A 6000-nucleotide genomic window follows, 5' to 3' on the forward strand; every position below is an offset into this window, starting at 1 on the left:
CGGGATTGCGGTGGGTGGTGGCGGGAAACGGATGAACGGGAGGAAGCGGGGCACGGAAGGAGGATCTTGCGCTCTGGTGGGGCTGGAGTGGCTTGTGGGGCTGATGTGGTTGAAGGGCCTGGTGATGTTGATGAGGCGATTTGTCGGCAATGCGGAGGCGGAGGTGCCGGGGCGGTCGGCTTGGGCGGGAGTGGCCGTGGCTGGGCGAGCGGGTGGTTGGCCGGGCGAGAGGCCCGCCGGGCGAACGAGCGGCCGGGCGCGGCACGCACGGCCAAAATCCGGATTGGAAGCGACAGCCGAGTCCTGAAACGAGAAACTCGGGCACGAAGACGACAAATACGGGCTAAAAGTGGTCCTAAGTAGCCCAAAAACGACAAAACCCCCGACCCGGAAACCCGGACCGAGGGTTCTGCGCAACCAGCGGCGGCCACTGCAGGCCTGCGGCAGCCCATCGCAGCCCGCAGCAGCCCGCCGCTGCCCATCCGAAACACACTTCTGGCCGAAGGCCTCCGCCCCGCCTGACCGGGCCCCACCCGGTCCCCGCGGAAACCCCGACCTGCCCGGCCCGCGTGCTAAGCCGCGAGACCGGCTCACCGGACCCCGCGCCCGGTCAGCCGGATCTGGCGGCTCGAATGCCGCGCGCGGTCCGGTTTCTTCCGCCCTCTCCGGGACCCGGGCCCCGAAAACCCCGGCCCGGAGAGGGAAGAAACTCAGCTGGCGTAGGCGCGCAGCCGGTCGGCCCGCTCGCCCTGGCGCAGTTTCGCCATGACCTCGCGTTCGATCTGCCGCACGCGTTCGCGCGACAGGCCGAAGTGCTTGCCGATCTGGTCGAGCGTGCGCGGCTGGCCGTCGTCGAGGCCGTAGCGGAGCCGGATGACGTGCTGTTCGCGGTCGTCCAGCGTCGCCAGGACGCGGCGGAGGTCGTCCTGCAGCAGGCCGGAGATGACGGCGCTCTCGGCGTCGGTCGCCTCCGAGTCCTCGATGAAGTCGCCCAGCGGGGCGTCCTCCTCGGTGCCCACCGGCATGTCGAGGCTCACCGGGTCGCGGGACTGGTCGAGCAGGTCCGAGATCTTGTGCACCGGAATGCCCGATTCGGCGCTCAGTTCCTCGTGCGTCGCGTCGCGGCCCAGCTGCTGGTGCAGGTCGCGGCGGATCCGGGCCAGCTTGTTCACCTGCTCGACCAGGTGGACCGGCAGCCGGATCGTGCGGCCCTGGTCCGCCATGCCCCGGGTGATGGCCTGGCGGATCCACCACGTGGCGTACGTGGAGAACTTGAATCCCTTGGAGTAATCGAACTTCTCCACCGCGCGGATCAGGCCCAGGTTCCCCTCCTGGATCAGATCGAGCAGCGGCATCCCCCGTCCGGTGTAGCGCTTGGCGAGCGACACCACGAGCCGGAGGTTGGCCTCCAGCAGGTGGTTCTTCGCGGTGTGGCCGTCGCGCATCAGCGCGCGCAGCTCCTTGCGGCGCTGCGGCGTGAGGTCCTCGACGGTGTCGAGCATGTGCTGGGCGAACACCCCGGCTTCGATCCGCTTCGCCAGCTCGACCTCGTCGGCCGCGGTGAGCAGCGCGGTCTTGCCGATGCCGTTCAGGTACACGCGCACCAGGTCGGCGGCGGGGCTCTGGGCGTCGAGGTCGGCGTCGGTGAGCGCCCCCACGCTCGGACGCTCCTCGGTCTGCTGTGCTGGAATCCCGCGCTCGCGAATCCCGCGCGCTTCGCGTTCGAGAGTCTGGACTGACATTCTGCCTCCCCGGTCACGGGCTGAACGTGTCTCGCCGGCGCCTGCGGGACGGGGCCTGTGGAATCCCGTGTCCGCGGGCCCAGCCGGCTTGGCTGGACACTGGTCTCAACGCCCCGGGAAGGCCAAACGTTCCCGGCTCGCTGAAATGAGGACGGGCGTACCCGCCCCGCGGTTGCTCCACCAAAACTGAGGTTTTGCTGAGAACCGCCCCGCTCCGGGAAATCCGCGCGAATCGCGCGCTGCGCCTTCGATGTTACGCGTGCTTCTCCTATGTGGTCTAGACCTCAATGAGAACGGTGAACGGGCCGTCGTTCACGCTTTCCACGGCCATCTCCGCGCCGAACCGTCCGGTCGAGACGGTCGCGCCGCGTTCGCGCAGTTCCGCGACCACCGCGTCCACCAGCGGTGCGGCGTTTTCCGGCCGGGCGGCGGCGGTCCACGACGGGCGGCGGCCCTTGCGGGTGTCGCCGTAGAGCGTGAACTGCGACACCACGAGCAGCGGCGCCCCGGTCGTCGCACACGATTCCTCGTCGCGGAGCAACCGCAGTTCGTGCAGTTTCCGGGCCATCGTTTCGGCTTTGCCGAGATCGTCGTCACGGTGCACGCCCAGCAGCACGAGCAGGCCCGGTTCTTTGATCTCTCCGGCGATCTCCCCCGCGACGGTCACGCTCGCGCGGGTGACCCGCGCCGCTACCGCCCTCACTGCGGCGAACCGGGCACGAGCATGCCGTGCCGCACGAGTTCGCGGACGATCGGCAACGCCGCGGTCGTCAGTTCGGCCGAATCGAGGCCCTGCGCGGCGGACAGCAGGTCGAGCAGATCCGACAGCGGCAGTGCGCCGCGGCAACCCGCGAGAAGGCGCGTGGTGAGTTCGTCGACTTCGTGCTGCCAACCCGGCCCGTCAGTGCGGTGCAGCCGGCGCACGGTCGTTTCCCAGCCTTCGTCGCCGGGGGAGTCGACCCGTTCGAGCAGCACTGTGTCGGGTACCCGGAACGCTACGTCCAACACGTTGTCGCCGTGCGTACGCAGCCACTCGACGCGGTCGAGCCAGTTCGCTGCTTCAGGGCCCAGCGGGTCGTCGTAAGCCTGTCGCAGGTCTTCGCAGACGACAGTCGGCGTCTGACCGTTTGCGCGCCGCAGCGTCACGAAGCCGAATCCGATGCCCTGTACGTCGTTTTCGGTGAACCAGTCGAGCCACGCGGCGGCCTTGGCCCGGCCTTCGGGCGAGCGCGGGTCGATGCCTTCGTCGCGCAGCCAGGTGCCGACGTACAGCCCGGGGTCGGCGACGTCGCGCTGTACGAACCACGCGTCCGTCTCAGGCGGCAGCCATCGCGCGACGCGATCGCCCCAGTCTTCGCCGCGCCGGTGCAGCCATGACGCGAGCAGCTGGCCGGTGCCGCCGTCGTTGAGGAAGCTCGGCAGCTGACGGACGACCAGGGCGCTCGCGTCGTCGCCGGCCAGGCCGGAGTCGCGGTAGGTGTAGTCGACGCGTGGCGGGCCGACCACGAACGGCGGGTTGCACACCACCTGGTCGAACCGGCGGCGCGCGACCGGCGCGAACCACTCGCCGCGCAGCAGTTCGACGTCCAGTTCGTTCAGCCGGAACGTGCCCGCGGCCAGCGCGAGCGCGCGGGCCGACACGTCGGTCGCGGTCACTCGCTGCGCGTGCCGGGTCGCGTGCAGCGCCTGGACGCCGTTGCCGGTGCCCAGGTCGAGCAGGGTGCCGACCGGGCGGCGGCTGGTCGCGCGGATCAGGCTCAGCGACGCGTGCCCGACGCCGAGCACGTGGTCCTCGGGCACGACGTGGCCGAGCATGTCGGCGTCGAGGTCGGAGACGACCCACCACGAACCGTCCTCGTCGCCGTGCGGGCGGATGTCGAGGGCGGCGCGGAACTCGTCCCCGACCGTCCGCAGGATGCCCGCGGCGACCGCGTCGTCCGTGCTGAGCGGCGCGAACGCCGACGAGACGGTCTTCTCCGGCTCGGCGAGCCCGAGCAGGAACAGCCGGATGAAGACGCCGAGGTCCCCGGCGTCGAGGCTGGCGCGACGGGCGGGTTCGGGCTCGCCGCGGCCGAGCGCCGTGTGCGCTGCGCCGCCGAGCGCGTCGACGACGCCGTCAGCGTCGTAGCCGGTGCGTCGGAACGCTTCGCGCAACCGCGCGCAGACGTCGTCGGAAAGGTCAGGGAGAGGCGTGTTCGTGCTCACGGTGGGCAAGCCTGCCACGATGAGCATCGTGACCACCGAGACCACCGAGCGTGTCCTGGCTCCGCTTGAAGCGGCACTGCCGGAGCTTGAAGCGCTGTACGTCGATTTGCACCGTCATCCCGAGCTGGCGTTCACCGAAACCCGTACGGCGGCAGAGCTGGCCCGACGGCTGACTGAAGACGGCTTCGAGGTGCACACCGGCATCGGTCGCACCGGCGTCGTCGGCGTCCTGCGCAACGGCGAAGGACCGACTGTGCTGCTTCGTGCGGACATCGACGCGTTGCCGGTCGAGGAGCAGACAGGTCTGTCGTACGCGAGCACTGCGCGCGGCGTCGACGCCGAGGGCCGCGACGTGCCGCTGATGCATGCCTGCGGACACGACATGCACGCGACGTGGCTCTCAGGTGCCGCGCACCTTCTCGCCGCTTCGAGGGACGAGTGGTCCGGCACGCTGCTCGCGGTGTTCCAGCCCGGCGAGGAAGCCGGCGACGGCGCGGCCGGGATGGTCCGCGACGGCCTCTTCGAGCGGACCGGCCGCCCCGACGTGGTCCTCGGGCAGCACATCGTGCCTGGTCCGGCAGGGTGGGTGCTTACCCGGCCCGGCGTGATCATGGCCGCGACCGACACTTTGCGGATCACGCTGCACGGCCGTGGCGGACATGGTTCGCGGCCGGAAACCACTGTCGACCCGGCGGTGCTGGCCGCGTCCGTGGTGCTCAAGCTGCAGACGATCGTGTCGCGCGAGATCGCCGCGACCGAGTCTGCTGTGGTGACCGTCGGTTCGATGCATGTCGGCACTGCGGCGAATGTGATCGCTGATCACGCTGTGCTGGAGGTCAACACTCGCGCCTTCGATGACGCTGTGTTGTTGCGGCTGCGCAAGGCGATCGAGCGGATCGTGAACGGCGAGGCGGCGGCTGCTGGTGCGCCGCAGCCGCCTACCGTCGAGGTCGTCGCTTCCTACCCGGTTACGGCGAACGACGCGGCCGCGTCTGATGAGCTGACGGAGGTGTTCCGTGGGCATTTCGGTGCGGAGGCGACGATGCCCGCGCCGTTGGTCACCGGCAGTGAGGACTTCAGCGAGTTCGGGCGGGCGGCTGGGGTGCCGTCGGTGTTCTGGCTGGTCGGGGGCTTTGACGCGCAGCAGGTGATCACCGCGATGACCGAGGGGCGGTTCGAGACTGACGTGCCTTCGAACCATTCGTCGAAGTTCGCGCCGGTGCTGCATCCGACGTTGCGGACCGGGGTCGAGACGCTGGTCGTCGCCGCGTTGTCCCGGTTCGCCCGCCCGGGTGTCGCGGAAGGGCGGTGAGTGAGACGATGGAACGCGGAGGTGGTGCTGTGAACGCACCCCACGGACCGGATCCCCGCCCCGAGCCTGTGCTGATCACCGAGGCCGAGCCGTCGCTGGACGATCAGCTGGCTGCCCGGAAGCGGAAGTACGTCATCATGATGGTGTGCCGGATTCCCTGTCTGGTGCTGGCCGGGCTGACTTATCACACGTGGTGGCTGGCGATTCTGTTTCTGGTGATTTCGGTGCCGTTGCCTTGGATCGCGGTGTTGATCGCCAATGACCGGCCGCCGCGGAAGACGGAGAAGGTTAATCGGTATGCGCGGGATGCCCGGCAGGTTGAGGGGCGGAAGCATCGGGTGATTGACGGGTGAGTCCCCGGGGGCTGGCTCGTCGCCTGGCGGCGACATTGCGCAGGAGGGTTGAGAGGGCACCCCGAAGCCTATTGTGATGACGGTCGGCGGGTGCTTGTCAAGGCGGGAAAGATGCCTTGACAAGCACCCGCCGACCGCATTTTTGGCTTCGTATCGGGGTGCGGGGGGTGTCGGTGCCTGGTGGGGTGGGGTGCGCGGGTGGTCCGTGAAGGACTCCTTGAGGGAATCTAAGTACGTGAAGGGGTCCCTCACGGACGGCTGCTAGCGCCCCAATGTGGCATTGGGTGCGTGGGACGCACCCAATGTGGCGTTCGGTGCGTCAGACCTGGATCCACCGGTGGTTTTCTGTGGTGGTCTTGGTGTGGGGTTGTTGATGTTGGGGTTGGGT

General features: G+C 69.2%; 5 protein-coding genes. 2 read left to right on the forward strand and 3 right to left on the reverse strand.

The genetic code is table 11. The features are described 5' to 3' along the window. Positions 1-710: 710 nt before the first annotated feature. The 3 genes from ACFSVL_RS42635 to ACFSVL_RS42645 all read right to left on the reverse strand — a co-directional run bounded on the left by ACFSVL_RS42635 (position 711) and on the right by ACFSVL_RS42645 (position 3947). A complete protein-coding gene (locus tag ACFSVL_RS42635) occupies positions 711-1742 on the reverse strand; it encodes a sigma-70 family RNA polymerase sigma factor (protein ID WP_378313181.1) in 1032 nt (343 codons plus the stop codon). Positions 1743-2019: 277 nt separating this feature from the next. Further along, the gene (dtd, locus tag ACFSVL_RS42640; RefSeq protein ID WP_378313183.1) at positions 2020-2445 is read right to left on the reverse strand and encodes a D-aminoacyl-tRNA deacylase; all 426 of its coding nucleotides are present in this window, start codon (positions 2443-2445) and stop codon (positions 2020-2022) included. Beyond that, positions 2442-3947 (reverse strand): DUF7782 domain-containing protein, encoded by a 1506-nt coding sequence (locus ACFSVL_RS42645; protein WP_378313225.1) that lies wholly within the window; start codon positions 3945-3947, stop codon positions 2442-2444. The genes dtd and ACFSVL_RS42645 overlap by 4 nt, the downstream gene beginning before the upstream one ends. Positions 3948-3966: 19 nt before the next feature. On the opposite strand from ACFSVL_RS42645, the gene ACFSVL_RS42650 reads away from it, so the two are divergent. Next, a complete protein-coding gene (locus ACFSVL_RS42650; protein ID WP_378313185.1) occupies positions 3967-5259 on the forward strand; it encodes an amidohydrolase in 1293 nt (430 codons plus the stop codon). An 8-nt stretch (positions 5260-5267) separates the two neighbouring features. After that, on the forward strand, positions 5268-5612 hold the full coding sequence (locus tag ACFSVL_RS42655; RefSeq protein ID WP_378313227.1) for a DUF3099 domain-containing protein: 345 nt from the start codon (positions 5268-5270) through the stop codon (positions 5610-5612). Positions 5613-6000: the final 388 nt, after the last annotated feature.

Origin of the sequence: Amycolatopsis silviterrae, assembly GCF_042684085.1 — a bacterium.
GTDB classification, from domain to species: Bacteria; Actinomycetota; Actinomycetes; order Mycobacteriales; family Pseudonocardiaceae; genus Amycolatopsis; species Amycolatopsis silviterrae.